A 23,428-nucleotide genomic window follows, 5' to 3' on the forward strand; every position below is an offset into this window, starting at 1 on the left:
CAGTACGCGCCGTGCTGATTCCGGAGCTCGGGATTCTTATCCCCGCAGCGCACGCACGAAGACGTGACCTCGCGCTTTCGAGGTTTCCTCGAATCCCGGTATGCGGCCTGTCGGCAAGCGCTGTTGCAATACTTCTTATGACTGGAACCCGTGAGGGGCTTGTCGCACCGATTGCAGGCGTGGCCAATGGTAAGCACTAAGCGCGCTCCATGTGTTGAGAATAATCATGACACTCTCTCCTTTTTCAGTTCTGTTCTGAATTTTGGAACGGTGAGGGGGCCCAGTCCATCGACCAGGCCCCCGTCAACATGCCAGCGCTACACGGAAGCTAGCGAGAAGTGCGCGGGCTCTACGCACCTGGTGTCATGGCACGTCCGCCGCAGTTCCTCATCGGCAGTCAGCGGCCGGTAAAGGACCCGATAGATTGCACGGTGCGCAAGCTCCCGCTTTGTGTGGCCGTGAGCCTGGTATCGGACAGTAGCCCGTCCTTTCCGATCCAGCTTCGAGGAGATCAGGCATCCGGTTTCGTTGTCCCGGGCAACGCCGCTGAGTGCCCGCAGGGCAATCTCGCGGTCGGTCAGCGAATCGCTCATCGGTTGTTCCAGGGCTCCATGTCATTCACCGGAGAGGACGGGCCGGCCGCCGGGTCGAAAACAGTTTCAGGATCGGCATTCGGGTCCAGGCGGCCGGGAAGTCCGCCGTAATAGGTCCCGCTGTATTCCAGCCGGTCAGTGACAATGCGGTCCAGGGCGTCACGATCCATCCGCCAGTTGATACCCCCGCGCGGGGCCATGTTCCGCCACTGCCGCTCGTTGCCGGTCCAAGGGTTTCCAAGGTCGGCGTCAAGCTCCTCCACGGTGTCCGCCAGAGTCGCCAATTCGTCGAGAAGGCAAGCCAGTTGCGTTGCTGCGGTCAGAGCGGCAACACGCTTCTCCTCAGCCAGGCCGGTCACGTCGGAACGCCACTCAGCGCGAACAGAGATGGCCGCAGCACGGACAGCGGCAGCGGCCTCAGCAGTGAGCTCGTAAGCCGCCATCTGGACCCGCTGAGCGTCCGCAAGCCGGGTCTCCAGCGGGCCCCGGCTGGTTGGCTTGGGGAGCGGCTTTCCCTCCGCCAGGGCGACCTTTACGGCCCGCTGGTCCTTGGCCTCGGCAGTGGCAATCTCGTTCTCAGCGAGGGCCACAGCATCATCTGCGTCAGCGCGCTTGTCCAGCATCTCGTCAAGGCGCGCAAGCGCCCCCTTAACGCTCTCCGGCGTGCAGGTGTAGGTGTAGCTCGGGACAGAGCGGGATGCCTGGTCGTACAGCCAGGAGAGGCGCTTTGCGCGGGCGTCGGAAGTCGAGTCAGTCATTTTGTTGGCTCCTGTCGGTGGGAGTACTACTGCGCTCTGAAGGTCAGCGCGTAGTGGATTCGTCGTCGGTGAGGCTCGGGGGCTGTTCTGTCGGTCCGTAATGCCACCCGAAGCCGGGGTTACTCTGAGCGCCGCCCTGCGGGTTGAAAATGCGGACCGTTAGATTCGGGTTCAGCGGCGTTCCGTTGGGTGCCTCGCTCATGCTCAGCCCTTCAGTTATGTCCGCCGTACCGGCGCTTGAGAATGGCCGCCGCCAGCCGCATGGGGTCTATCTCGCCGTTGCCGGGGTCGTACTCGGCGGCACCGCCACCCTTCACAAATGCGTTGGGCATGGTCTGGAGGTTTGGGCGAAGGTGCCCTGCAATCTTCTGGGCGTCCGCCGTGATTTCCTCGACGTTCGATCCATTCAGCCGGTCGCGCAGTGCCTCGGGAATCGAGAACTTTGCGCCGATCTGCTGCCGCATTGCGGGAAGGTCGGCAGCCGGCTGCTGGGGCTCGTTTCCTCGCTTCAGCGCACTGGTGGAATCCTCCGTGTCAACCTCGGCGCGAGCGTTGTTGATGTGCTTGGCGATTTCAGACCGTCGGTCCATTAGTCGGCTCCTAGTCGGATTTGGGTACAAAAAATGGCCCCGCATCACGGGCGCTGCACATCCAGCGGTCTCCGACCTGACCGTTGGGAAAGCAGCACCCGCAACACGGGGCCTACCGACAGAGAGAGGAAACCCTGTCGGCGAGGGTCCGGCAAGACGACTGCGTGTCGCCATGCCGGGGCTTACTATTCAGTTGATCAATTGTTGGGGCGCATCGGCTACGCTCCCGGACCGTTGGTTCGCTGGGCTAACTCAGCGCCTGTCCGGCCTGGTGCTCGGGATGGGATTCCCGACACATGTATTGACCGGGGAGGGTTAACGTCAGCCGGTCTCCAGGGGGAGTTACGGCGGGCCGTTAACACTGCCCTGTCTCACCTATGTTTACCCGGAGTGGTTAATGCCTCGTCCGTGCGGCCCGGCGAGGGCCCCTCTGGGCGTGTTACGAATCTGCGTGGAGTCGTTACGGTTCCCGTAGTTCCCTTATAGAGGCAGATGAGAAGTACTTACTGTGGTTCTCAATACGTAACAACCCCTCTAAGAAACGTAACGAATGCGGTTTTACCTGGGTGTTTGCGGCTCATGCGCTGTGTAGGTTCGGCACGCGCCCGACGCTGGCTGAGCGCCAGGCTCGCTGAGCTGGAGCCGCACGCTGAGCGTTCGGGCTGTTGTGGGGAGCCCACAGCGTCATGGCTTGGACGCTCAAGCGCGCCAAGGACCGCGCCCCCTCGCCGGCTCGGAGGGACTGCACAAGAGGTGGGTGCAGGCTTGCAGCGGGCCCGGGTGGCTGAGTCCGGGTTGAGGCGATCCGGACGGCTGGGGGCGCTGTCAGCGGCCCTGCGCCGCCTGGTGGGGGGCGCGAAGAACCCCGCCCAGCCAGGAAGGCCGGACGGGGTTGTGAGTGGCCACCATGGGGCGGCTATGCGTCCTCAGGCGTTATGTCGGCCCATGCGATGACGCATCGATCATGGCCCGCAAAGCGCTTGCCTCGTTCGCCCCGGCTGACGGTCACGCGGTCAATGGCGAGCCTCAGCCGGTCGCGCTGGCCTGCGACGACGTCCCCCTCCCACGCTTCCCGCAGAAGCTCACCGTCCAACAGCGGGGAGATGTCGACTGCCGGGGTCGGCATTGCAGCCAAGTTGGCGTGCAGGCCGTCGATCCGGCCGCGCAAGCGGCCAGCGAGACGGTTGTACCGCTCGATCGCGTTGGCCCCCGAGAATTCGCCGCGCACGTAGCGAGCGTCTTCGAGGTCGGCCAGACGGGCGCTCTCTTCGCTGATCTCCGCTTCTATCGCGTCCCGCTTCGCAAATACCTCGGGGTCCTGCCGCTGAACCCACCGGGCTGCGATGGCGGACAACAGCGGGTCTCCCGGTTCCAGCGCCGGAAGACGGCTGAGGAACGCATCGGTCACGTGGCGGTCAAGGCTCTCGACTCGCGCTGTGACACCCGAACATCCCCGACCCATGCGTTTGTTGGCACAGACGTAGGAAGTCCCCGACTGACTCATCGGCGACTCGCACAGGGCGCAGCGGGCAAGACCAGTGAGAAGCGCCGTGCCCTGCTTGTGGCCGTGGCGCTTGCCCGCATGCGGGAACGTTCGGGACTCCAGCTGCCGGATGATCAGCTCCCGCTCGCCGGGAGTGATGATGCCCTCGCCGATGCTGATCGTGTCCAGCGTCTCGGGGTCCCGATAGGGCACGACTCGGCTGCCGTACTTCCGCGTTCCGTCCGCTGCCTCCGTGTACTCCGTCTGAGGCATGAGGCCAGCGAACGCCGGGGCGCGGAGCAACTGCATGACGCTGGAAGAACTCCACTTACCGCCACGCGGGGATTCGATCTCGTGCTCGTTCAGAAAGCGGGCGATGTGCACCAGCGCCTTGCCGCTCAGCGCCTCGTCCGCGATCATCCGGGCATAGACGGCGGTGTCCGCGTCGTGCACCAGCTTCTTGGTCTCCGGGTCCACGGCGAGCCCGTAGGGCGGCTGACCGCCGATCCACTGGCCCTTCTGGCGCAGGTACCGCTTTGCGTTGCTCACGCGGGTACCGATGTTGCGCGACTCCGATCGGGCAAGCTCAGCGAGCAGGGCAATCGTGACCCGAGCGCTGTCGTTGGCCGTGTCGAGACCATCCATCACGGAGACGAGACGGCCACCAACGCGCCCGATGGCGTCGAGTGCGGAGCCGACTTCGCCGATTCCCTTGCGAGAAAGGCGATCCAGCTTCCAAACGACCAGGACACCGACCACGCCGGACGTGACGGCGGTGAGTGCGGCATCGAAGCCCTTGCGGCTGACGTCCTTGTACCCGCTGCGCCCTCGGTCGATGTGGACCTTGCGGACGGTCAGCCCGTTGCGCTCCGCCCATGCGCGGCAGTCGGCTTCCTGGCGGTCGATCGCCGTCTTGCCGTCCCTGTCCAGGGACAGGCGAAGGTACAGGTCAGCGATGGTGTGGTGGTGCACGCGATACACCCTATCTGGAGTTACCTCAATGGTTCAGGACATCCAGAAGTCCAGGATGGTGATCTTGCCCCGGAAGTCGGCAAGGGTGAGCTCCTTGCCGCCGGTGTTCAGCCAACCGCCTGCCCCGACCAGCTCGGGGGCGCGTACGCGTGCACGAGATGCCATGCCCCAATGAAACCGCACGCCCGGCGCCCGCATTCCGGGGCACCGGGTTCAGGGCTGCGGACGGCGGGCGGCGCTCGGTTCGACGGGGTCGGCCTGCCAGCGGGTCTCGCCGTCCCGGGTGCGGGCGGTCGGGCGCAGGCCGAGGGCGGTGGCGACCCGGGCGGAGGCGCGGTGGTCCGGGTGGATGTGGGCGACGGCCGTGGTGACGCCGGCGGCGGTCAGGTGGGCGAGCAGGGCGCGGCCGGCCTCGACGGCCAGGCCGCGGCGCTGCCAGGGGGTGCCGACCACCCAGGCGAGCTCGGTCTCGTCGGCGCGGACGGTGGCCTGCACGTAGCCGGTCAGGGCGCCGTCGGCGCGCAGCCGCAGCACCCAGTTGCCCCAGTGCTCGGCCGGGTCGGGGGAGCCCGCGGCGAGCCGGGCGCAGCGGGCGCTCATCTCCTCCGGGGTGGCCGGGCGGCCGCCGGTGAAGGCGTGCAGGGCCGGGTCGGCGAGCGCGGCCGCCAGCTCCTCGGCGTGTCCGGGGGCGAGCGGCAGCAGATCGAGGCGTTCGCTGCGCAGCGGGGCGGCGGTGGGGTCGGGGCGCATGGTGGTATTGAACGCCACCGGACGCGGCCGTGCGACGGGCTTTTCCGCGGGTGCTTCGTGGCGGTGCTTTTCGGCGGGCGGGGGGCCGGGTTCGAATGGGGGTCGACGTCAACACGGAGGAGGTCCCGCGGTGCGGTATCTGGTCAGGGAGAAGCTGTTCGCGATCGGCGACGACTACTGGATCGAGGACGACCGGGGCTACAAGGCCTACCTGGTGGACGGCAAGGTGCTGCGGCTGCGGCACACCTTCGAACTGCGGGACGCGGACGACCGGGTGGTCGCGGTGGTGAAGGAGAAGATGCTCACCGTCCGCGACGCGATGAAGATCGAGGACGCCGACGGCGAGGTGATCGCGACCGTCCGGGAGAAGCTGTTCACCCCGTTCCGCGACAAGTACCTGGTGGACCTGGCCTCCGGCGGCGAGCTGAAGATCCACGGCAACCTGATCGACAAGGACTACCGGATCGAGAACGACCACGGCGACGAGCTGGCGCGGATCAGCCGCAAGTGGTTCCGGATCCGGGACACCTACGGGGTGGAGATCGCCGACGGCGCGGACACCGGCCTGCTCCTGGCCGTCGCGGCCTGCGTCGACCACCTGGCGCAGGAGGAGGACTGAGCAGGGGCAGGGGCAGGGCTGAGTAGGGGCCAACAGGGCTCGGCGCGGCAGCGGCCTACGGTGTCCTCGGGGTGGTGCTGCTGCTCCTCGGCGTCGGCCTGGTGGACCTGCTGACGCCCGGCAAGCTCGGCGCGATCCTGGTCGAGCCGGAGCCGCACCCGGCGGTGTGGGTCTCGGCCAGCTGCAACATCGCGGTGGCGGCGGTGGTCTCGGCCGCGATCGCGTAGCGCCTGTCCGGTTCGAGCGGGCGTCACGCCGGGTGGGGCGCGGCGTCCAGGACGTGCTCGCGGCCCCACGCGCCCAGCGGCTCCAGCGCCGCGTTGAGGCGCCGCTCCGCCGCGGTCAGCGTGTACTCGACCCGGGGCGGCACCTCGTCGTACGCCTCCCGGTGCACGATGCCGTCCGTCTCCAGCTCGCGCAGGTGCGCGGCCAGCACCTTCTCGGTGATCCCCGGCACCAGACGGCGTAGTTCGCCGAAGCGGCGGCTCCCGTGGTGGTCCAGTGCCCAGAGGATCAGCACCTTCCACTTGCCGCCGATCACGTCCATCGCGGCGTCGATCCCGCAGACGTACGCCCCCGGCCTCGGCACGGTCGCCATGCCCACCCCTTCCGGCCCCTCCGACCTGGATACTGACCCCAGGGTAACCACCCACTCCGAAGTGCGTACTTGATCGTTTCCGGGGCCGGCGCGGAGGCTGGTTCCCGTGACACACAACCCCGTTGAGAACGCAGCCGAGAACCCGCCCACCCCGCTCACCCTGCTCGGCCTCGGTGCCATGGGCACCGCGCTGGCCGAGGCCTGGCTCACCGCCGGGCACCCGCTGACCGTCTGGAACCGCACCGCCGCCCGTGCCGACGCGCTCGCCGTCCGCGGTGCCGCCGTCGCCCCGACCGCCGCCGAAGCCATCGCGGCGAACCGCCTGGTCGTCGTCTGCCTGCTGGACGACAACTCCGTGGACGAGGCGCTCGCCGACGTCGACCTGGCCGGCAAGGACCTGGTCAACCTGGTCACCAGCACCCCCGCGCAGGCCCGCGCCCGCGCCGCCTGGGCCGAAGCGCGCGGCGCCCGCTACCTGGACGGCGGGATCATGGCCGTCCCGACGATGATCGGCGTCCCGGCCGCCGGCCCGTACGTCTTCTACAGCGGCTCCACCGAGCTGTTCGAGGAGCACCGGGCGGCCCTCGCCGCGCCGGCCGGCACCCGGTACGTCGGCGAGGACGCCGGGTACGCGGCCCTGCACGACGTGGCGCTGCTCAGCGCGATGTACGGCATGCTCGCCGGGGTCGCGCACGCCTTCGCGCTGGTCCGCGGCGAGGCCGTCGCGCCGGGCGACCTCGCGCCACTGCTCGCCGACTACGTCACCGCGATGACCCGGACCATCGCCGGCACCGCGGAGCAGTTGGAGAGCGGCGACTACACCAAGGGCGTGGTGTCCAACCTGGCGATGCAGGTGGCCGGCAAGGGCACGCTGCTGCGCACCGCCGAGGAGCAGGGGGTGAGCGCCGAACTGCTGGAGCCCTACTTCCGGCTGATGGAGCGTCGACTGGAGATCGGCAGCGGCGAGGAGGACCTGACCGGGGTGGTCGACCTGCTGCGACGGTGAGGGCCGGCCGGTAACGTACCGGCATGGCAGACCTCGAAGAACGCGCCAACGTCGTCGCGTCCGGATCTCGGCAGGCCCTGGTGGGAGTGCTGGTCAGACCGCGCCGCGGTGACGACCTCGCCGACTGCGTCCGGATGCTGGGCGACGTCCACAGCGCCGACGGCTATCCCGCCGACTGGCCCGACCGCCCCGCCGCCTGGCTCACCCCGGACGGCCTGCTCGCCGCCTGGATCGCCGAGTCGGACGGCCGGCTCGCCGGGCACGTCGGCATCGCCCGTAGCACCTCGGACGACCTCGCCCCCGCCCGGTGGAGCCACCGCACCGGCGGGCGCCCGGAACTCACCGCGGTGATCGGCCGCCTCTACGTCGCCCCCGGGGCGCGCGGGCGGCGCATCGGCGCCCGCCTCCTCACCTGCGCCGTGGCGCACGCGCGGGCGCTCGGCCTGCACCCCGTCCTCGACGTCCTGGCCACCGACACCGCGGCCCTCGCCCTCTACCGCCGCCTCGGCTGGACCCACCTCGGCAGCGCCGACCAGCACTGGCCCTCCGGCCGCACCGTCACCGTCCACTGCTTCGCCGCCCCGAGGGGATAGTCCCCGCCCCGGCCCGCCCGCCTGCCCCCGGTGGCCGGTCAGGGCGGGCCTCCGGATCCCTCGGGCGGGGGAGTCGGATCGTCGTGGGGGCGGAGGCCGGGGCCCGGGGGCGGGGGCGAGCCTGGGGCCATGGAGAAGAAGCACGGGTGGTTGCGGGACGGTCGGGCAGTGGCCGGGTGGGGTGTCGGCTACGCCGGGTCAGGGCTGGGGTACGCGCTGAGCGGGACGGCGCTGCTCGGCACCTCCTGGCTGGGGTGGGTGGTCGCCGGGGTGGGGCTGGCGGCGGCCGGCGCCGGGTGGGCGTCGGTGCGGCCGGGCGCGTCGGTGGTGCTCGGGCGGGTGTTGTGGCTGTTGTGCGGACTGACCGCGGTGGCGGCCTGGGGCCTGCTGATGGACGTGGTGACGCTGCTGTTCGGGCAGCGGGTGGACAGCGTCCCCGATGCGGTGCACCGTGCGCTCTCGGCGGTCGGTGCGGTGCTGCTGGCCGGTGCCGCCCGGGCCCGGAGGCCGGTCGCGGACAGGGCGGAGACGGCTGCCCCGGCGGGCCCTGCGCCGGCCCCCTCGGCAGCTCCTGCCACCGTCCAACTCGCCGCCTGGGCAGGGACCCTGGCCTTCGTGCCGTATGTGGTGATGAAGATGACCTGGGCGCTCGGCGGCAGCTTCGCCGGGATCAGCGGGGACCAGATGTACGCCGACTACGTGCGCAACGGCTCCTCCGGGCTCTGGCTCGCCCTGGAACGCTGGGGTCTGGACGGCACGGTGCTGCTCGCGGCGGTCGGGGTGTTCCTGCTGTGGGGGCTGGTCCGGCCCTGGGGGCAGGTCTTCCCGCGCTGGACCCTGCCGCTGCGCGGCCGCCGCGTCCCGCGCTGGCTGCCGCTCACCCCGGCGCTGATCGGCACGGCCACGCTGGCGCCGTACGGGCTGTTCGGGATCGGCTACCTGGTGCTGTGCACGGCCGGGGTGACGCAGATCCGGTTGGGCGCGTTCGCCACGGCCGAGCAGACGCTGGAGATCTCCTGGGTCGGGATGTGCTCGTTCGCCGGGTACGGGGTCGCGCTGGCGGTGGCCGCCCGCTCGTACTGGCGGCGGACCGGCGCGTGAGCGGGCCTCCTCGGCGCGTGAGCGGGCCGTTTTGCTGAGGTGGCAACAAAGCTTGCCGTCGGACCGGGGGCGGTCGCAGCCTGGCGGTGGAGGATCTCGGACGGGCGGGCGCGGCACACCGCGCGTCCGGCGCCGCGGTACCCGCGTGAGCGGGGAAAGCTTTCGCCGACCACGAACGGAGAAACACGACATGGGCTCGCACCACCACCATCACGGTCACGGGCATGTTCCCGCCGCCGACTTCGACTGGGACGCGCTCGCCGCGCACCTGGAGCACGAGGCCGACCTGCGCGCCGGCGCGGTCACCGAGGCCGCGCAGTGGCTCTCCGGCCTGTACGGCGACGGGACGGACGGGACGGCGGACGCCGCCGTACGGAGGGTCCTCGACGTCGGCAGCGGCCCCGGGGTGATCGCCGGACTGCTGGCGGACGCCTTCCCGGCGGCCGAGGTGGTCGCCGTCGACCAGTCGGCCGCCCTGCTGGAACGCGCCCGGACCCGCTCCGGCGGCTGGCTCGGCACCCGACAGGCCGACCTGCCCGCCGAGTTCGACAAGCTCGGCGAGGCCGACCTGATCTGGTCCGGCAACGCGATCCACCACCTGGGCGACCAGCAGGCCGCCCTCACCTCGCTCGCCGGGGTGCTGCGCCCGGGCGGTCTGCTCGCCGTCGCCGAACGCGGACTGGCCGCGCGCTACCTGCCCCGCGACTTCGGCCTCGGCCGGCCCGGCTTCCAGGCCCGGCTGGACGCCGCCCACGAGGACGGCTTCAGCACCATGCGGGCCGAACTGCCGGGCAGCACCGAGGAGATCGAGGACTGGCCGGCCATGCTGGAGCGCGCCGGGCTGACCCCGAGCGGCACCCGAACCTTCCTGGTCGACCGCCCGGCCCCGCTCGACCGCCCCACCCGCGAGTACCTGCACACCCAGCTCACCCGCCTGCACGACCAGCTCGCCGACACCCTCCTCCCGGAGGACCGCACCACCCTCGAAGCCCTCCTCGACCGGGACGCGCCCACCGGCATCCTGCACCGCCCGGACGCCTTCTACCTCTCCGCGATGACCGTCCACACGGCCCGCAAGGCCTGAGCACCGGGGCCGGGGCCGGGGCAGGGGCCGGGGCCGGGCTCGGGGTGGCGGTGGCGGTGGCGGGGTAGCGTCGGCGCATGACAGCGAGCGAGCAGCGCTTCGTCGTGGTGACCACCACCCACGAGAGCGAGGAACAGGCCCGGACCCTGGCGTCCGCCGTGGTGCGGGAGCGGCTGGCGGCCTGCGCCCAGGTGTACCCCGTACGGTCGGTGTACTGGTGGGAGGGCGAGGTGCAGGACGCCGAGGAGTGGCGGATCGACCTCAAGACCCGGGCCGAACTCGCCGACCGGCTGGGCGCGTTCGTCGCCGAGCGGCACTCCTACGAGACGCCCGAGGTGATCGCCGTACCGGTGGTGGCCGGCAGCCCCGGCTACCTGGACTGGGTGGCCGGGGAGACGGCACCCGCTAGGGTGCCGCTCCCGGTTCGGCCAGGTCGGCCGGCTCAGCCCTCCGAGCCGCCGAAGCGGGCGGTCCAGGCTGCCAGGTCATCGTCGGTGATCTTGGCGAACAGGACCGGCGGCACCGTGAACGCCGTGCCGGCCGGGACCAGGTCCAGTGCCCGGGCCTGCTGCGGGTCCACCCAGCTGCGGGTGGCCGCCGGGGAGTCCTCGGGCAGGGCGAAGGCTCCGCGCATCGCCGCCGCCGCGGTCGGGATGAACGGCTCGGAGACCACCGCGTACAGGTGGATCAGGTTCATCGCCGTGCGCAGGGTCAGCGCCGCCGCGTCCGGGTCGGTCTTCACCTGCAGCCAGGGCGCCTTCTCGTCGAGGTACGCGTTGCCCGCGCTCCACAGCGCGCGCAGGGCCTGGGCGGCCTTGCGGAAGTTGAGCGCGTCCAGCTGGGCCTCGTACTCGGCGAGCAGCCCGGCGACCTGCTCGCCGAGGCGCTGCTCGGCCTCGCCCGCCGGGTGGCCGCCGGGGACGTCGTCGCCGAAGCGCTTGCGGCTGAAGGACAGCACCCGGTTGACGAAGTTGCCGAGGGTGTCGGCGAGGTCCTTGTTGACCACCGAGGCGAAGAGGTCCCAGGTGAAGCTGGAGTCGTCCGACTCGGGCGCGTGCGCCATCAGGAAGTAGCGCCAGTAGTCGGCGGGCAGCAGCTCCAGCGCGACGTCGGTGAAGATGCCGCGCTTCTGGCTGGTGGAGAACTTCCCGCCGTAGTACGTCAGCCAGTTGAAGGCCTTGACGTAGTCGACCTTCTTCCATGGGCGGCGCGAGCCGAGGATCGTCGCCGGGAACATCACGGTGTGGAACGGGACGTTGTCCTTGGCCATGAACTCGGTGTAGCGGACGGTCGCGTCGGCCTCGTACCACCAGGACTTCCAGTCCCGCAGCTGCCCGGCCGGGGCCGCGTCCGCCCATTCCTTGGTGGCGCCGATGTACTCGATCGGGGCGTCGAACCAGACGTAGAACACCTTGCCCTCGGCGGCCAGTTCGGGCCAGACGTCGGCCGGCACCGGGACGCCCCACTCCAGGTCGCGGGTGATCGAGCGGTCCTGCAGGCCCTCGGTCAGCCACTTGCGGGCGATCGAGGAGGCCAGCACCGGCCAGGAGTCGCCGTGGGCGGCGATCCAGTCCTCGACCTCCTCGGTCAGCTTCGACTGGAGCAGGAACAGGTGCCTGGTCTCCCGGACCTCCAGGTCGGAGCTGCCGCTGATCGCGGAGCGCGGCTCCAGCAGGTCGGTCGGGTCCAGCACCCGGGTGCAGTTCTCGCACTGGTCGCCGCGCGCCTTGTCGTAGCTGCAGTGCGGGCAGGTGCCGACGATGTAGCGGTCCGGCAGGAAGCGGCCGTCGGCGTTGGAGTACACCTGGCGGATCGCGCGCTCCTCGATGAAGCCGTTGCGCTGCAGCTCGCGGGCGATCTCCTGGGTGATCTCCCGGTTCTGCGGCGAGGAGCTGCGGCCGAAGTGGTCGAAGGAGAGCGCGAAGCCGTCGTACACCGCCTTCTGCGCGTCGTGCGCCCGGGCGCAGAACTCGGCGACCGGCAGCCCGGCTTCCTGGGCGGCCAGTTCGGCGGGGGTGCCGTGCTCGTCGGTGGCGCAGATGTACAGGACCTCATGGCCGCGCTGCCGCAGGTAGCGGGAGTAGACGTCCGCCGGGAGCATGGACCCGACCATGTTGCCCAGGTGCTTGATCCCGTTGATGTACGGAAGGGCGCTGGTGATCAGGTGCCGAGCCATCCTCGGATGCTCCGATTTCTCCCGCACGCGCACCCCACCCGGAGTGCTGTGCCAGGCGCAGGGGTCCACTGTGGGCTGCCAAGCCTACCGCCGCCGGGGACCGCGGCAGCCGCCGTTACGCCCGGGTGGGCTTGCCGTCACGCCCGGGTGGGCTTGCCGTCACGCCCGGGTGGGTTTGCCGTACCGGTCGAACTCCCCGGCCTTCACCCCGCGGACGAAGGCGGCCCACTTGCGCGGCGTGGTCCGCACGACCACCTCGGGCTGGTCCGACTCGCGGATCTCCACGAGACCGCCCGCCGCCCTGACCTCGACGCAGTCGGCGCTCTCGCCGCTGGCCGACGACTTGCGCCATCTGCTCATGAGAAGTCTTTCCGTAAGGTCCGGATGAAGTCCCGGGACTCGTCCGGCCCGAGCGAGATCGCCGCGGTCCTCTCCTTGATCCGGCGGTAGGAGTCCAATTCCTCTTCGGAGTGCACGAACGTCGGCCCGTGGGAGAGGTCGATCTGGACGGTGTCGAGGTCCGGGACGGGCCCGCGGGCGAGGTAGAGGCTCTCCCCGGAACCCGTGTAGGTGGGGACGCTGAACGGGATCACCCGGATCTCCACCCCGGGCCGCTCGGAATTCTCCAGCAGGTTCCCCAACTGCTCCCGCAGCACTTCCGGACCACCGAACTGCATGCGCAGCGCGGACTCGTGCAGGAATGCTCGGTACGGCTTCGGGCCGCCGAGGATCTGCTGGCGCTGAATCCGGAATGCCTTCCGGGCCTCCGCCTCCTGCTGGTACTGCGGGGGGAGGCGCTCGAACACCGCGGTGGCGTACGCCGGTGTCTGCAGCAGGCCGGGGATGAAGGTGCTGTTCAGGATGGACAGCGACGTGGCGTGGTGCTCCATCTCCGCGATGTCGATGATCGGGTTCGGCAGCCGGCCCCGGTAGCTGTCCCACCAGTACTTGCGCCGGTCCTGCGTCATCGAAAGCAGCGCGTCGAGGTACGGTCCGTCCTCGCAGCCGCAGGTGCGCGCCCAGATCCGCAGCCGCTCCGCGCTGATGCCCGACTTCCCGTTCTCCATCTGGGAGATCTTGGGCAGGTCGGTGCCGATGGTGGCGGCCAGGGTCTTGGGCGTCACGCCCACGCGTTCGCGCATCCTGCGCAACTCGATCCCGAGGCGCTGCTGGCGCACGGTCGGCGACAAGCGGGGTGGCATGACTCTCTTCTCCGGATCGCGGTTTCGGTCGATGCTTCCGGTGAAGTGTGCCGCGCATACCGGGCGCTAGCTACTGAAATGGGGGATACCCCACGATGGAGTGAACGTTCTCCCGCTCGGTAGCAACTCTGGCACCCTGACCCTATGGTCGTCCGTGTCACTCGCTGACTTGTTGTCGCCTAAACAGTCGTCAATCAGCCGTAATTACACACCAGATGCATGGTCACGGCGCCCCGACATCACCGACCGGAGACAGCCATGCCCCTTCCCCCGCCTCTCCGCCTTCCCCGTCCTTCCCGTCGCATTTCCGTATCCCGGTGAATGCGCTCCTCGTCGCCGCATTGTCCGTACTCCTCCTCGCCGTCCTTTTCGTCGGCTGGTTGGTCTGGCTGGTCACCCTCCAACCCCGTGAACCCCGACCGGCGAAGCGCGGCATCGCGACCGGCCATTCCGTCACCGGCGACCGGAAATAGCGGTCGCGCTCCGCCCGGCCAGCCCCGCCCCCGCGCTGCGGCATTCCGCTGCCGCACGATCACCGGCAATGCCGACCGGCGCGTCCGCCGGGAGACCAGCCGGCGGGAACAGATGGAGCCGTTGCACAGCACCGACCCGGACGGCATAGGGCCGTACCGGCTGATCGCCCGGCTCGGTGCCGGCGGCATGGGCCAGGTGTTCCTCGCCCGCTCGGCGGGCGGGCGGACGGTGCGGTCAAGGTGGTCCGGCCCGAACTCGCCCATGACCGCGGGTTCCGCGTCCGCTTCGCCCGCGAGGTGGCCGCCGCCCGCGCCGTCGACGGCGCCTACACCGCACCCGTGACCGACGCGGACCCGGACGGACCGCTGCCCTGGCTCGCCACCGCGTACGTCCTCGGCAGCCCGCCGGCCCAGGCGGTCCGGGACCACGGTCCGCTGCCGGAAACCTCGGTGCGCGCGCTCGGCGCCCGGCCGGCCGAGGCGCTGGAGGGCTTTCCCTAGGTCTCTGGCGTCCTGCGTCAAGCTTTCCAGTATTCGGTGTAAGGCATCGCGTGCGCCACGGCCGTATCCCGATAGGCGCGATACTGCGCCAGAGCCTCGTCAGGCAGGCGCTCGGCCCCCAGGAACTCGGCATGGTCGTTGTCGTCCATGCGATAGACGATTGAGTCGTCCATCAGCCAGAAGTCGTGATCGGGGAGGTCGGGAACGTCCTGGTCGGCCAAGTCGAGAATGCGGATATCCTCGCCTGCGCGGACGTTGCCGACGTAACCCCATCCGAGCTCGAAGCGAAGGTAGTCCGAAACGGGAGAGTGAAGGATATGAACCCTCTTCTCTCGCAGGTGTATTCCACTCAACTCAGGGCTGGAGACGGTCATGTGCGTTCCGTCGTTCCGTCCCGCAAGGGACGCCCTTGCCTCCGAGTTCCGGCTCGACCTCTCTCCGCCGGCCCTGCCCGGGATGGTCGGGCCGATCCGCCGACTTCTCCGGGACGTCCTCGACGCCATGGGCCTCGACCCGGACTCGGCGTGACTCATCCTCTCCGAGCTGGTGGCCAATGCGCTGGTCCACGGGGAGGGTCGACCAAGTGTCGCGCTCGAACTCCGTTGCGGCCAGCTGCACATCACCCGTCTCCGACGCCTCGGGGAACCCGCTCCAACGACAGGCCCCCGGACCATTCGCGGGCGAGTGGTCGGGGGCTGGGCATCGTCGAAGCCCTTTCGGACGAGTGGGGCGTCGAGCTGATCGGCAGTTACGGCAAGGCGGTGCGGGCCGTGGCCACGTTGGCGCGGGTAGGCGGTCAGCCCTGCGAAAGCCGTTCCACCAGGCGGGACTTGGCGGCGGGCCACTCCTCGGCGAGCATCGAGAAGTAGGCGCTGTCCCGCCACGTGCCGTTGTCGCGGCGCCTGTCGCGGCGGTGGGTGCCCTCGTACTGGGCGCCGAGGCGCAGGATGGCGTTGCGGGAGCGGTCGTTGAGGGCGTCGGTCTTCCAGAAGACGCGGCCCATGCCGAGGTCCTCGAAGGCGTGGGTGAGCAGCAGCAGTTTCGACTCCGAGTTCACGGCCGTGCGCCAGACCGAGCGGGCGTACCAGGTGCCGCCGATCTCCACCAGCTCGTGCTCGGCGCTGAAGTCGTAGTAGCCGGTGATGCCGACGGCCTTGCCGCTCGCCAGGTCGATGACGGCGAACTTCACCGCCGTGCCCTCGGCCACCTCCGCGATGCGGATGTCGAGGATCGCGCCGAGCTCCTCCTCCGAGGTGGGCGGGAGGAAGGGGATCCAGCGCCAGACGTCGGGGTCAGGGCCGACGGTGGCCCAGAGGTCGGCGAGGTGGCGGCGCTCCAGCGGCTCCAGGCGGACGTGGCGGCCGGTGAGGGTGACGGGCGTGGGCAGCTTCGCGGTCATGCTGCGAACGTAGCGCGCATATGAACTAGATGCAATGGATATTTGCACTAGTTCAAAAGCTTCAGGGCAAGACGAAGGGCCCTGCGGGACGCATCCCGCAGGGCCCTTCAGAACCTCAGGCTCAGATGAACGAGTTGATCTGGATCGTCTCGTCCCGGCCCGGGCCGACGCCGATGGCCGAGATCGGCGCGCCCGACATCTCCTCGAGCGCCTTCACGTACGCCTGGGCGTTCTTCGGCAGCTCGGCGAAGGACTTCGCCTTGCTGATGTCCTCGGTCCAGCCCGGCAGCGTCTCGTAGATCGGCTTGGCGTGGTGGAAGTCCGACTGGTTGTAGGGGAGTTCCTCGACCCGCTTGCCGTCGATCTCGTACGCGACGCAGACCGGGATCTGCTCCCAGCCGGTCAGCACGTCGAGCTTGGTGAGGAAGAAGTCGGTGAGGCCGTTGACCCGGGTCGCGTAGCGCGCGATCACGGCGTCGAACCAGCCGCAGCGGCGGTCGCGGCCGGTGGTGACACCGCGCTCGCCGCCGATCCGGCGCAGTGCCTCGCCGTCCGCGTCGAACAGCTCGGTCGGGAACGGGCCGGAGCCGACGCGGGTGGTGTAGGCCTTGAGGATGCCGATGACCCGGTCGATCTTGGTCGGGCCGATGCCGGCGCCGGTGCAGGCGCCGCCCGCGGTCGGGTTCGACGAGGTCACGAAGGGGTACGTGCCGTGGTCGACGTCGAGCAGGGTGCCCTGGCCGCCCTCCAGCAGGACGACCTTGTTCGCCTTCAGCGCCTCGTCCAGGACGAGGGTGGTGTCGGCGAGGAAGGGCTTGATCTTCTCCGCGTAGCCCAGGTACTCCTCGACCACCAGGTCGGCCGGGATGGTGCGGCGGTTGTACAGCTTGACCAGGACCTGGTTCTTGTCGTGCAGCGCCGCCTCGATCTTCTGGCGCAGGATCGACTCGTCGAACAGGTCCTGGACCCGGATGCCGACGCGGTTGATCTTGTCCGCGTAGGTCGGGCCGATGCCGCGGCCGGTGGTGCCGATCCGGCGCTTGCCGAGGAAGCGCTCGGTGACCTTGTCCAGGGTGCGGTGGTACGGCGTGATCAGGTGGGCGTTGCCCGAGACCAGCAGCTTGGAGGTGTCGATGCCGCGCTCGTTCAGGCCGGCCAGCTCGGAGAGCAGCACGGCCGGGTCGATCACGACGCCGTTGCCGATCACCGGCGTGACGTTCGGGCTGAGGATTCCGGAAGGGAGCAGGTGCAGGGCGTACTTCTGGTCGCCGATGACCACCGTGTGACCGGCGTTGTTGCCGCCCTGGTAGCGGACGACGTAGTCGACGGAGCCGCCGAGGAGGTCGGTGGCCTTCCCCTTGCCCTCGTCTCCCCACTGAGCGCCAACGAGCACGAGTGCCGGCACAGGCGTACACCCCTTCCGGTTGGGGCATCCTGCGTAGGCCGCAGTCTGCCCCGAGATAGACGAAGCCCCTGGCGCAATGGCGCAAGGGGCTCTTGCACCGAGAGATTACCTGAGGAAGGACCGGTCGTGTCGTCCCTGTCCACGCCTGCAACCGGCGGCCCCGAGCCGCTCCTGCTGCTCCTCGACCCGGTGGCCCGGCAGACCGACGGCGAGTCGGTGCGGATCGCGAAGGACGTGCTCTGCGGGGGTGCGGACGTCAAGGTGGTCTATCCGGAGAGCTCTTCCGAACTCGACCGGGTGCTTTCGCACCGGGGTCGACGGCGACCGGTGGTGATCGGTTCCGATCTCGCTCTGCAGCGGGTGCTGCAGGCGCTGCACCGGCAGCGTGAGCTGGGCGCGGAAGCGGTGGGGATGGTTCCGGTCGGTCGTACGGAGGAGCTCTCGACGGCCCGCGCGCTCGGTGTGCCGGGGGAGCCGGTCCGGGCCGCGCGGGCGGTGCTGTCGGGCTCGCCGCGCCGACTGGACCTGTTGGTGGACGACGGCGGCGGAGTGGCCCTGGGCGGGGTGCGGATCACGGGCGGCGGCGCGCGCCGGACGGTGAGCCGTACGGGTGGCTGGCGTTCGCTATGGGCGAAACTGGCTGCGGCCGAGCAGGCGAACCCGCTCACCCCGGAGAGCACCGACCACAGCCCCCGGGTCCGGGTCGAGGCGGACGGGAAGCTGCTCGCGGACGTCCACCGGCCGGTCCGGCTGGTCCAGGTCACCCTGCCGTCCTGCGCCGCGGACGGGGCGGGCGAGCTGGAGGTCGTGGTCCGGGCCTCCGGCGCCCTGGTGCGCGCCCGGGCGGCGAGCGTCTCGGTGGTCGGCCGCGGCTTCGGCTACGAGGCGGACGGCCACCCGGTCGGCCCGGTCCGCGCCCGGACCTGGACGGTGCACCCGGGCGCGTGGGGCCTGCTGCTTCCGGCCGCGTGAAGCCCGCGTGAACGCCGGGTGAGCAGGCTCACGTTCGCCCGCCTGTCGGGACCCGCCGCTCCGCACACGGAACGCCCCAACAGGCGCGAACCACAAGGCCAACCGCTGCCCACCGGAATTCCGGCAGCCCGAAATCCCCGCCCCGTAAGGGGTTTTGTCTACGCGCGTTACGCACCGATCGTCCGACAAACCCGGGATCCCGGGTTCCGGAAGCCCGTTCCAACTGCCCTAGACTCGAAGGCGTGCTACGTGGTGACGGAAGACTCAACCACGATCTTCTTCCCGGCGAGAAAGGCCCCCAGGACGCTTGTGGCGTCTTCGGTGTCTGGGCTCCCGGCGAGGAGGTCGCCAAGCTCACGTTCTTCGGCCTTTACGCCCTGCAGCACCGCGGTCAGGAATCCGCGGGCATCGCAGTGAGCAACGGCTCCCAGATTCTCGTCTTCAAGGACATGGGACTCGTCTCCCAGGTCTTCGACGAGGCCTCGCTGGGGTCGTTGCACGGGCATATCGCCGTCGGACACGCCCGCTACTCGACCACCGGTTCCTCGGTCTGGGAGAACGCCCAGCCGACTTTCCGGGCGACCGTGCACGGTTCGCTGGCCCTCGGGCACAACGGAAACCTGGTGAACACCGCCGAACTGGCGGCCATGGTCGCCGAACTGCCCGGTGAGGAGCACGTCTCGCGCTCCGGCCGGACCGCGGCGACCAACGACACCGACCTGGTGACGGCCCTGCTCGCCGGCCACCCGGACCTCTCCATCGAGGAGACGGCCAAGGTCGTGCTGCCCAAGGTCAAGGGCGCGTTCTCGCTCGTGTTCATGGACGAGCACACCCTCTACGCCGCCCGCGACCCGCAGGGCATCCGCCCGCTGGTGCTCGGCCGCCTGGAGCGCGGCTGGGTGGTCGCCTCCGAGACGGCGGCGCTGGACATCTGCGGCGCCTCCTTCATCCGCGAGGTCGAGCCCGGCGAGCTCATCGCCATCGACGAGAACGGCATGCGCACCTCCCGCTTCGCCGAGGCGAAGCCCAAGGGCTGCGTGTTCGAGTACGTCTACCTGGCCCGCCCCGACACCTCCATCGCCGGCCGCAACGTGCACCTCTCCCGCGTGGAGATGGGCCGCCGCCTGGCGAAGGAGGCCCCGGTCGAGGCCGACCTGGTGATAGCGACGCCCGAGTCCGGCACCCCCGCCGCGATCGGCTACGCCGAGGCCAGCGGCATCCCGTACGGCTCCGGCCTGGTGAAGAACGCCTACGTGGGCCGCACCTTCATCCAGCCCAGCCAGACCATCCGCCAGCTCGGCATCCGGCTCAAGCTCAACCCGCTGCGCGAGGTCATCGCGGGCAAGCGCCTGGTGGTCGTGGACGACTCGATCGTGCGCGGCAACACCCAGCGCGCCCTGGTGAAGATGCTGCGCGAGGCCGGCGCCGCCGAGGTCCACATCCGGATCTCCTCGCCGCCGGTGAAGTGGCCCTGCTTCTTCGGCATCGACTTCGCCACCCGCGCGGAGCTGATCGCCAACGGCATGACCATCGAGGAGATCGGCCGCACGCTCGGTGCCGACTCGCTCGCCTACATCTCGATCGACGGCATGATCGAGGCCACCAAGCAGCCCAAGGACAAGCTCTGCCGGGCCTGCTTCGACGGCGAGTACCCGATGGAGCTGCCGGACCCGGCACTGCTCGGCAAGCTCCTGCTGGAGGCCGAGATCAAGGGCGGCCAGCAGCAGCCGGCCGTCCGCGGCAAGCCGACCAGCGGCAGCGACCTGGACGGCGTCCAGTCGCTGCTCGGCGGAGCGGGCGCGGCAGACGCGCTGCGCCGCCCGTAGCTTCACCACGGTGGGGTCCCGCGAACCGGGGCCCCACCGCTGTTCCGCCCCCCTGCAGTTCCCGAACCACCCCCCTGACCCGAAAGGGCCGCACCGCAGTGACCAGCAACCAGAACGGCGCCACCTACGCCGCCGCCGGTGTCGACATCGAGGCGGGCGACCGCGCCGTCGAGCTCATGAAGCAGTGGGTGAAGAAGGCCAACCGCCCCGAGGTGGTCGGCGGTCTCGGCGGCTTCGCCGGCCTCTTCGACGCGTCCGCCTTCAAGAACTACGAGCGGCCGCTGCTGGCCTCGGCCACCGATGGCGTGGGGACCAAGGTGGCCATCGCCGCCGCCATGGACAAGCACGACACCATCGGCCACGACCTGGTCGGCATGGTCGTCGACGACCTGGTGGTGTGCGGCGCCGAGCCGCTGTTCATGACCGACTACATCTGCGTCGGCAAGGTCGTCCCGGAGCGGGTCGCCGCGATCGTCAAGGGCATCGCCGAGGGCTGCGCGCTGGCCGGCTGCGCCCTGGTCGGCGGCGAGACCGCCGAGCACCCGGGCCTGCTGGGCCCGGACGAGTACGACGTGGCGGGCGCCGGCACCGGTGTCGTGGAGGCCGACGCGCTGCTCGGCGCGGACCGGGTCCGGGCCGGCGACGTGGTGATCGCGATGGCCGCCTCCGGCCTGCACTCCAACGGCTACTCGCTGGTCCGCCACGTGCTGCTGAACGAGGCCGGCTGGAAGCTGGACCGCAAGGTCGAGGAGTTCGGCCGCACCCTCGGCGAGGAGCTGCTGGAGCCGACCCGGATCTACTCGCTGGACTGCCTGGCGCTCACCCGCGCCACCGAGGTCCACGCCTTCTCGCACGTCACCGGCGGCGGCCTGGCGGCCAACCTGGCCCGGGTCATCCCGGACGGCCTGCACGCCCGCCTGGACCGCGGCACCTGGACTCCGCTGCCGGTCTTCCGGACCGTCGCCGAGGTCGGCAACGTGGCCACCCTGGAGATCGAGAAGACGCTCAACATGGGCGTCGGCATGGTCGCGGTCGTCCCGCCGCACTCGGTGGACGTCGTGCTGTCGATCCTGGAGGACCGCGGCGTCGAGTCCTGGCTGCTCGGCGACATCGTCGAGCGCACCGACGAGCACGAGGGCGCCGCTGCCCTCTACAACGCCTACGACGGCTTCCGGACGGTCTGACCCGGATCCGGACCCGAACGCGAGAGGCCCCTCCGGTACGCCCGGAGGGGCCTCTTCCGTACTGGCGACCGGCACACGGGCGACCCCCGCCCCGGAGGCGAGCGGGTGAGTGCAGCAACGCCGAAGACCGGTCCGGCGCCGTGGCGCCGGACCGGTCCGGTGAAGCTGCTGCTACGAGCGGCGGGAGGCCTGCGAGGCCCCGGTGCCCGGCTCGTTGTCGTCCTCGTCGTCGAGGTCGGCGTAGCGGGCGGCGTACTCCGCGTACGGGTCGTCGTCCTCCTCCTCCTCGATCGGCTCCGGCTCGATCGAAGAGGTGGACGGCGATACGCCCAGCTCGTTGGACAGACGGTTAGCGTCGAACCCGCCGCTGTTGTACTTCAGCTCGCGGGCGACCTTCGTCTGCTTGGCCTTGGCCCGGCCGCGCCCCATGGGTCGACCCCCTCAACGATGGGGCTCACGGCCCCGAGTCTGACACGTGTTCATGATCAGGACCGGCGCCTGCCCGAATGGGAGATGCCGTCCCTTGGAGCATTAACGGTACCTGTTTCCGCCGCTGGACGGTACGTCGTCGGTGTGACGTGGCGCGCACCGACCGCACCCGAGACCAGGTCTTTCCAGGTCAAGGGAGGTTTTGCGGCGGTTTTCGCGCTGTCCGGAGGTGTCTGGGGTCCGTCGTTCCAGGACTGATTATCCCCCCTAGGGGGACCTCGGATCACCCGTTCGGCCGGAGAAGTGAGAATCCGGTTCCACATCGTGATGCGCGGGGGGCCACGGTGACGGCCCCCCGCGCATCCGGGGTCGACGCGTTCCCGCGTCGCCGGCGGCGGCCGGATCAGCCGCGGCGGGCGCCCGGGAGCAGGACGGTGCGCAGCGCGCTGATCTCGCGCATCCGCTTCTCGGCCAGGCGGTCGGCGGCGACCGCCGGCGGGACGCCGTCGGTGGCGGCCCGGGTGAAGATCTCCAGGGTGGTGTCGAAGATCTTGGTGGCCTTGTTCTTGGCCCGCTCGAAGTTGAAGCCCTCGATCTCGTCGGCGACCTGGATCACGCCGCCGGAGTTCACCAGGTAGTCCGGCGCGTAGAGGATGCCGCGGTCGGCGAGGTCCTTCTCGACGCCGGCGTGGGCCAGCTGGTTGTTGGCCGCACCGCAGACGATCGAGGTGCCGAACTCGCCCAGCGCCGCGACGACGGGGTCGGTCAGCGCGCCGCCGAGGGCGCAGGGGGCGTAGACGTCCAGCTTCGCCTGGAGCAGGGCGGCGGTGTCGGCGACGACCTCCACGTCCGGGTGGGCGGCGCGCACGCGGTTGACGGCGGCCTCGAAGGGGTCGGTGACGACGACGGTGGCGCCGTCCGCGACCAGGTGGCCGACCAGGTAGTGGCCGACCTTGCCGACGCCCGCGACGCCGACCCGCTTGCCGCGCAGGGTCGGCTGGCCCCAGCGGGCCTGGGCGGAGGCGCGCATGCCCTGGAAGACGCCGAAGGCGGTCAGGATGGACGAGTCGCCGGCGCCGCCGTGCTCGGGCGAGCGGCCGGTCACGAACTCGGTCTCGCGCGCGACGACGTCCATGTCCTGGACGTAGGTGCCCACGTCGCAGGCGGTGATGTAGCGGCCGCGCAGGGACTCGACGAAGCGGCCGTAGGCCCGGAGCATCGCCTCGTTCTTGTCCTTGTTCGGGTCGCCGATGATGACGGCCTTGCCGCCGCCGAGGTCCAGCCCGGCCAGCGCGTTCTTGTAGGACATCCCGCGGGACAGGTTCAGCGCGTCCTCCAGCGCCTCCTCCTCGGAGGCGTACGGGAAGAAGCGGGTGCCGCCGAGGGCCGGGCCCAGGGCGGTGGAGTGGATGGCGATGATCGCCTTCAGGCCCGAGCTGCGGTCGTGGCACAGGACGACCTGCTCGTGGCCGTCGCCGGGGGCGCCGTCCTGTTCGGTACGGAAGATCCTGCTGAGCACGCCGGGTGCGGGGTGCGTGGCGGGGGTCTGTACGTCGGTCACTGTGGTGACTCCAGTATCGAAGGCCCGCTGCTGTGGTGCGGGCGCCTAAGGGGAAGCCTAGTCGGGCGCGCGCCGCCGATCGGCCCTCTTGTCCGAGCTTGTGCCGCTTGTCCGAGGGGTGAGACGAAAGGAGGTGCGGGGTGCGGGCGCGAA

Annotated in this window: 23 protein-coding genes and 3 pseudogenes; 12 read left to right on the forward strand and 14 right to left on the reverse strand. The window is 70.2% G+C overall.

What is annotated here, in order from left to right:
• Nucleotides 1-589 precede the first annotated feature (589 nt).
• The 5 genes from ACZ3TI_RS25700 to ACZ3TI_RS25720 form a co-directional block, all read right to left on the reverse strand.
• Nucleotides 590-1,351 (reverse strand): hypothetical protein, encoded by a 762-nt coding sequence (locus tag ACZ3TI_RS25700; RefSeq protein ID WP_465730022.1) that lies wholly within the window; start codon nucleotides 1,349-1,351, stop codon nucleotides 590-592.
• Nucleotides 1,352-1,563: 212 nt separating this feature from the next.
• Entirely contained in the window at nucleotides 1,564-1,941 is a 378-nt protein-coding gene (locus tag ACZ3TI_RS25705) for a hypothetical protein (protein ID WP_465730024.1), read from the reverse strand.
• Nucleotides 1,942-2,857: 916 nt separating this feature from the next.
• Complete coding sequence (locus ACZ3TI_RS25710) at nucleotides 2,858-4,396, reverse strand: recombinase family protein (RefSeq protein WP_465730026.1); 1,539 nt, start codon at nucleotides 4,394-4,396, stop codon at nucleotides 2,858-2,860.
• A 33-nt stretch (nucleotides 4,397-4,429) separates the two neighbouring features.
• Nucleotides 4,430-4,561 carry a hypothetical protein gene (locus tag ACZ3TI_RS25715; RefSeq protein ID WP_465730217.1) on the reverse strand — a complete coding sequence of 44 codons (132 nt, stop codon included), beginning with the start codon at nucleotides 4,559-4,561 and terminating at the stop codon, nucleotides 4,430-4,432.
• Between the two features lie 48 nt (nucleotides 4,562-4,609).
• The gene (locus tag ACZ3TI_RS25720) at nucleotides 4,610-5,146 is read right to left on the reverse strand and encodes a GNAT family N-acetyltransferase (RefSeq protein WP_465730028.1); all 537 of its coding nucleotides are present in this window, start codon (nucleotides 5,144-5,146) and stop codon (nucleotides 4,610-4,612) included.
• Between the two features lie 130 nt (nucleotides 5,147-5,276).
• On the opposite strand from ACZ3TI_RS25720, the gene ACZ3TI_RS25725 reads away from it, so the two are divergent.
• Nucleotides 5,277-5,765, forward strand: a complete 489-nt coding sequence (locus ACZ3TI_RS25725) for an LURP-one-related/scramblase family protein (protein ID WP_465730030.1) — start codon at nucleotides 5,277-5,279, stop codon at nucleotides 5,763-5,765.
• A 35-nt stretch (nucleotides 5,766-5,800) separates the two neighbouring features.
• A pseudogene (locus ACZ3TI_RS25730) lies at nucleotides 5,801-5,992 on the forward strand (DUF350 domain-containing protein); the annotation flags it as partial.
• 23 nt (nucleotides 5,993-6,015) lie between these two features.
• Here the strand turns inward: ACZ3TI_RS25730 and ACZ3TI_RS25735 are convergent.
• Nucleotides 6,016-6,363, reverse strand: a complete 348-nt coding sequence (locus tag ACZ3TI_RS25735; protein WP_465730032.1) for a winged helix-turn-helix transcriptional regulator — start codon at nucleotides 6,361-6,363, stop codon at nucleotides 6,016-6,018.
• A gap of 106 nt (nucleotides 6,364-6,469) precedes the next feature.
• Here ACZ3TI_RS25735 and ACZ3TI_RS25740 point away from each other — a divergent pair, with 106 nt between their 5' ends.
• From ACZ3TI_RS25740 to cutA, 5 genes and pseudogenes are all read left to right on the forward strand, one after another.
• A complete protein-coding gene (locus ACZ3TI_RS25740) occupies nucleotides 6,470-7,369 on the forward strand; it encodes an NAD(P)-dependent oxidoreductase (RefSeq protein WP_465730034.1) in 900 nt (299 codons plus the stop codon).
• A 23-nt stretch (nucleotides 7,370-7,392) separates the two neighbouring features.
• Nucleotides 7,393-7,962 (forward strand): GNAT family N-acetyltransferase, encoded by a 570-nt coding sequence (locus tag ACZ3TI_RS25745; RefSeq protein ID WP_465730036.1) that lies wholly within the window; start codon nucleotides 7,393-7,395, stop codon nucleotides 7,960-7,962.
• Between the two features lie 129 nt (nucleotides 7,963-8,091).
• Nucleotides 8,092-9,063, forward strand: a complete 972-nt coding sequence (locus tag ACZ3TI_RS25750) for a hypothetical protein (protein WP_465730038.1) — start codon at nucleotides 8,092-8,094, stop codon at nucleotides 9,061-9,063.
• Between the two features lie 190 nt (nucleotides 9,064-9,253).
• Nucleotides 9,254-10,147 carry a class I SAM-dependent methyltransferase gene (locus ACZ3TI_RS25755; RefSeq protein WP_465730040.1) on the forward strand — a complete coding sequence of 298 codons (894 nt, stop codon included), beginning with the start codon at nucleotides 9,254-9,256 and terminating at the stop codon, nucleotides 10,145-10,147.
• A 77-nt stretch (nucleotides 10,148-10,224) separates the two neighbouring features.
• Nucleotides 10,225-10,524, forward strand: a pseudogene (cutA, locus tag ACZ3TI_RS25760) (divalent-cation tolerance protein CutA); the annotation flags it as partial.
• A 65-nt stretch (nucleotides 10,525-10,589) separates the two neighbouring features.
• Here the strand turns inward: cutA and metG are convergent.
• The 3 genes from metG to ACZ3TI_RS25775 form a co-directional block, all read right to left on the reverse strand.
• The gene (metG, locus tag ACZ3TI_RS25765; protein ID WP_465730042.1) at nucleotides 10,590-12,323 is read right to left on the reverse strand and encodes a methionine--tRNA ligase; all 1,734 of its coding nucleotides are present in this window, start codon (nucleotides 12,321-12,323) and stop codon (nucleotides 10,590-10,592) included.
• Nucleotides 12,324-12,482: 159 nt separating this feature from the next.
• On the reverse strand, nucleotides 12,483-12,683 hold the full coding sequence (locus ACZ3TI_RS25770) for a DUF397 domain-containing protein (RefSeq protein ID WP_465730044.1): 201 nt from the start codon (nucleotides 12,681-12,683) through the stop codon (nucleotides 12,483-12,485).
• Nucleotides 12,680-13,525, reverse strand: coding sequence for a helix-turn-helix domain-containing protein (locus ACZ3TI_RS25775; RefSeq protein ID WP_465730046.1), 846 nt, complete (start codon nucleotides 13,523-13,525; stop codon nucleotides 12,680-12,682). Before ACZ3TI_RS25775 ends, ACZ3TI_RS25770 begins: the two co-directional genes overlap by 4 nt.
• Nucleotides 13,526-14,110: 585 nt before the next feature.
• Here ACZ3TI_RS25775 and ACZ3TI_RS25780 point away from each other — a divergent pair.
• Nucleotides 14,111-14,484: pseudogene (locus ACZ3TI_RS25780) on the forward strand (protein kinase family protein); the annotation flags it as partial.
• Between the two features lie 32 nt (nucleotides 14,485-14,516).
• Here the strand turns inward: ACZ3TI_RS25780 and ACZ3TI_RS25785 are convergent.
• On the reverse strand, nucleotides 14,517-14,873 hold the full coding sequence (locus tag ACZ3TI_RS25785) for a DUF6879 family protein (protein WP_465730048.1): 357 nt from the start codon (nucleotides 14,871-14,873) through the stop codon (nucleotides 14,517-14,519).
• On the opposite strand from ACZ3TI_RS25785, the gene ACZ3TI_RS25790 reads away from it, so the two are divergent.
• Nucleotides 14,872-15,027 carry a hypothetical protein gene (locus ACZ3TI_RS25790; protein WP_465730050.1) on the forward strand — a complete coding sequence of 52 codons (156 nt, stop codon included), beginning with the start codon at nucleotides 14,872-14,874 and terminating at the stop codon, nucleotides 15,025-15,027. The genes ACZ3TI_RS25785 and ACZ3TI_RS25790 overlap by 2 nt on opposite strands.
• Nucleotides 15,028-15,295: 268 nt before the next feature.
• Here ACZ3TI_RS25790 and ACZ3TI_RS25795 read toward each other — a convergent pair whose 3' ends face one another.
• Nucleotides 15,296-15,898 (reverse strand): GNAT family N-acetyltransferase, encoded by a 603-nt coding sequence (locus ACZ3TI_RS25795; protein WP_465730052.1) that lies wholly within the window; start codon nucleotides 15,896-15,898, stop codon nucleotides 15,296-15,298.
• A 121-nt stretch (nucleotides 15,899-16,019) separates the two neighbouring features.
• Nucleotides 16,020-17,303, reverse strand: a complete 1,284-nt coding sequence (locus ACZ3TI_RS25800) for an adenylosuccinate synthase (RefSeq protein ID WP_465730054.1) — start codon at nucleotides 17,301-17,303, stop codon at nucleotides 16,020-16,022.
• 126 nt (nucleotides 17,304-17,429) lie between these two features.
• Here ACZ3TI_RS25800 and ACZ3TI_RS25805 point away from each other — a divergent pair, with 126 nt between their 5' ends.
• From ACZ3TI_RS25805 to purM, 3 genes are all read left to right on the forward strand, one after another.
• The gene (locus tag ACZ3TI_RS25805) at nucleotides 17,430-18,275 is read left to right on the forward strand and encodes a diacylglycerol kinase family protein (RefSeq protein ID WP_465730056.1); all 846 of its coding nucleotides are present in this window, start codon (nucleotides 17,430-17,432) and stop codon (nucleotides 18,273-18,275) included.
• A gap of 242 nt (nucleotides 18,276-18,517) precedes the next feature.
• Complete coding sequence (gene purF / locus ACZ3TI_RS25810; RefSeq protein WP_465730058.1) at nucleotides 18,518-20,101, forward strand: amidophosphoribosyltransferase; 1,584 nt, start codon at nucleotides 18,518-18,520, stop codon at nucleotides 20,099-20,101.
• Between the two features lie 98 nt (nucleotides 20,102-20,199).
• Nucleotides 20,200-21,285 (forward strand): phosphoribosylformylglycinamidine cyclo-ligase, encoded by a 1,086-nt coding sequence (purM, locus tag ACZ3TI_RS25815; protein ID WP_465730060.1) that lies wholly within the window; start codon nucleotides 20,200-20,202, stop codon nucleotides 21,283-21,285.
• 171 nt (nucleotides 21,286-21,456) lie between these two features.
• Here purM and ACZ3TI_RS25820 read toward each other — a convergent pair whose 3' ends face one another.
• The gene (locus tag ACZ3TI_RS25820; RefSeq protein ID WP_465730062.1) at nucleotides 21,457-21,714 is read right to left on the reverse strand and encodes a DUF3073 domain-containing protein; all 258 of its coding nucleotides are present in this window, start codon (nucleotides 21,712-21,714) and stop codon (nucleotides 21,457-21,459) included.
• A gap of 403 nt (nucleotides 21,715-22,117) precedes the next feature.
• Nucleotides 22,118-23,275, reverse strand: coding sequence for a Glu/Leu/Phe/Val dehydrogenase dimerization domain-containing protein (locus tag ACZ3TI_RS25825; protein ID WP_465730064.1), 1,158 nt, complete (start codon nucleotides 23,273-23,275; stop codon nucleotides 22,118-22,120).
• Nucleotides 23,276-23,428: the final 153 nt, after the last annotated feature.

The organism is Kitasatospora sp. NPDC023120 (assembly GCF_055560835.1).